Below are 1,466 nucleotides of genomic sequence, written 5' to 3' on the forward strand. Positions count from 1 at the left end.
GTGTTTTTCTCCCGAACTTTTCCTCAAAATCGATTCAGACGGCCTGATCACAACCGAGCCGATGAAAGGCACTGCGCCGATTCTTCATGACGGACAAGATGAATGCCGCGCCGTTGAATTGCAAAACGACCCGAAAAACCGCGCCGAAAATGTGATGATTGTCGATTTGTTGCGCAACGACCTCGGCAAAATCGCGCAAACGGGCAAAGTACGCGTGCCTGAACCGTTTAAAGTTTCCCGTTTCGGCAGTGTTTGGCAGATGACCAGTGCCATCGAGGCGCAGGCGCTAGCTGATGTTTCGGTTGCCGATATTCTCAGCGCAGCCTTCCCGTGCGGCAGTATTACCGGCGCGCCCAAACGTATGAGTATGCAGATTATTGAGTCCCTTGAGTCCGAACCGCGCGGTTTGTACACAGGCAGCATCGGCTTTTTGCATCCGTGCGATACGGGTTTGGGATTTGAAGGCGTATTTAATGTTGTGATTCGTACCTTATCTCTGAAACCGGTTTCAGACGGCCTTTATCAAGGTGTTTATGGTGTGGGTTCGGGGATTGTGATTGATTGCGATCCTGAAGCCGAATATCGCGAGTGCGGTTGGAAGGCGCGTTTCCTCAATGACTTGAGGCCTGATTTCGGTATTTTTGAAACCATGCGCGTGCAAGACAAACAATGCCGTTTGCTCGATTTGCATTTAGGCCGTCTGAACAGCTCGGCACAAGCACTCAACCTGCCTTGGCCTCAAAATGCGGCAGAGCAAATTCAACACTATATAGATGCGTTGCCAAGTGGGTTATTTAGAGTCAAAGCCGCTTTGTTTTCAGACGGCCTTGTATTGAACCATGCGGCTGTTTCTGAATTGGATGGGCAGCAATACGTCATCTTGAGTGAGCACACATTAAACCAACGCGATTATCTGCGCCGTTTCAAAACCACACGTCGTGAAATTTTTGACCAAGCATGGAAAACAGCAGAAGGGCAGGGCGCATTCGACAGCCTGTTTTTCAATTCAGACGGCTTCCTGCTCGAAGGCGGCAGAAGCAACGTGTTCGTCAAATACCAAGGGCAATGGCTCACGCCGTCTTTGGATTTGGATATTTTGAACGGGGTAATGCGCCAAACGGTATTGAAGCAGCCGCAGCTATATTTAGGTGCGGATACAATCAAGGAAACCCACATCACGCGCGCGATGTTGGAAAATGCGGAAGAAATCCGTTTGAGTAACGCTTTAAGGGGCATGTTTGCGGTTTCGCTCCGTAAATAAATGGCAATAGTCAAATCATAGTGATTCAAATTGTCGTAAAGCGGCAATATCCGATAGAATACGTCATTTCAACAATGAGGCCGTCTGAAAGGGAAAACAATATGGCAAAAGCAAAAGGTGGATTGGGGCGCGGTTTGGATTCGCTGATTTCCAATGCAGTGGACAGCAGCAGTAGCGACCGCCTGACAACGGTTGCCATCGCCGA

The 1,466-nt window shown here is 49.3% G+C and carries 1 protein-coding gene and 1 pseudogene; both read left to right on the forward strand.

Annotation, left to right across the window (positions count from 1 at the left end):
- Positions 1-1,261: chorismate-binding protein (locus ACTHS3_RS12915; RefSeq protein WP_440368120.1), on the forward strand; the 1,261-nt coding region annotated here is incomplete at its 5' end.
- Positions 1,262-1,362: 101 nt separating this feature from the next.
- Positions 1,363-1,466, forward strand: a pseudogene (locus tag ACTHS3_RS12920) (ParB/RepB/Spo0J family partition protein); the annotation flags it as partial.

The sequence above is a fragment of the Neisseria sp. P0009.S007 genome, assembly GCF_051962515.1.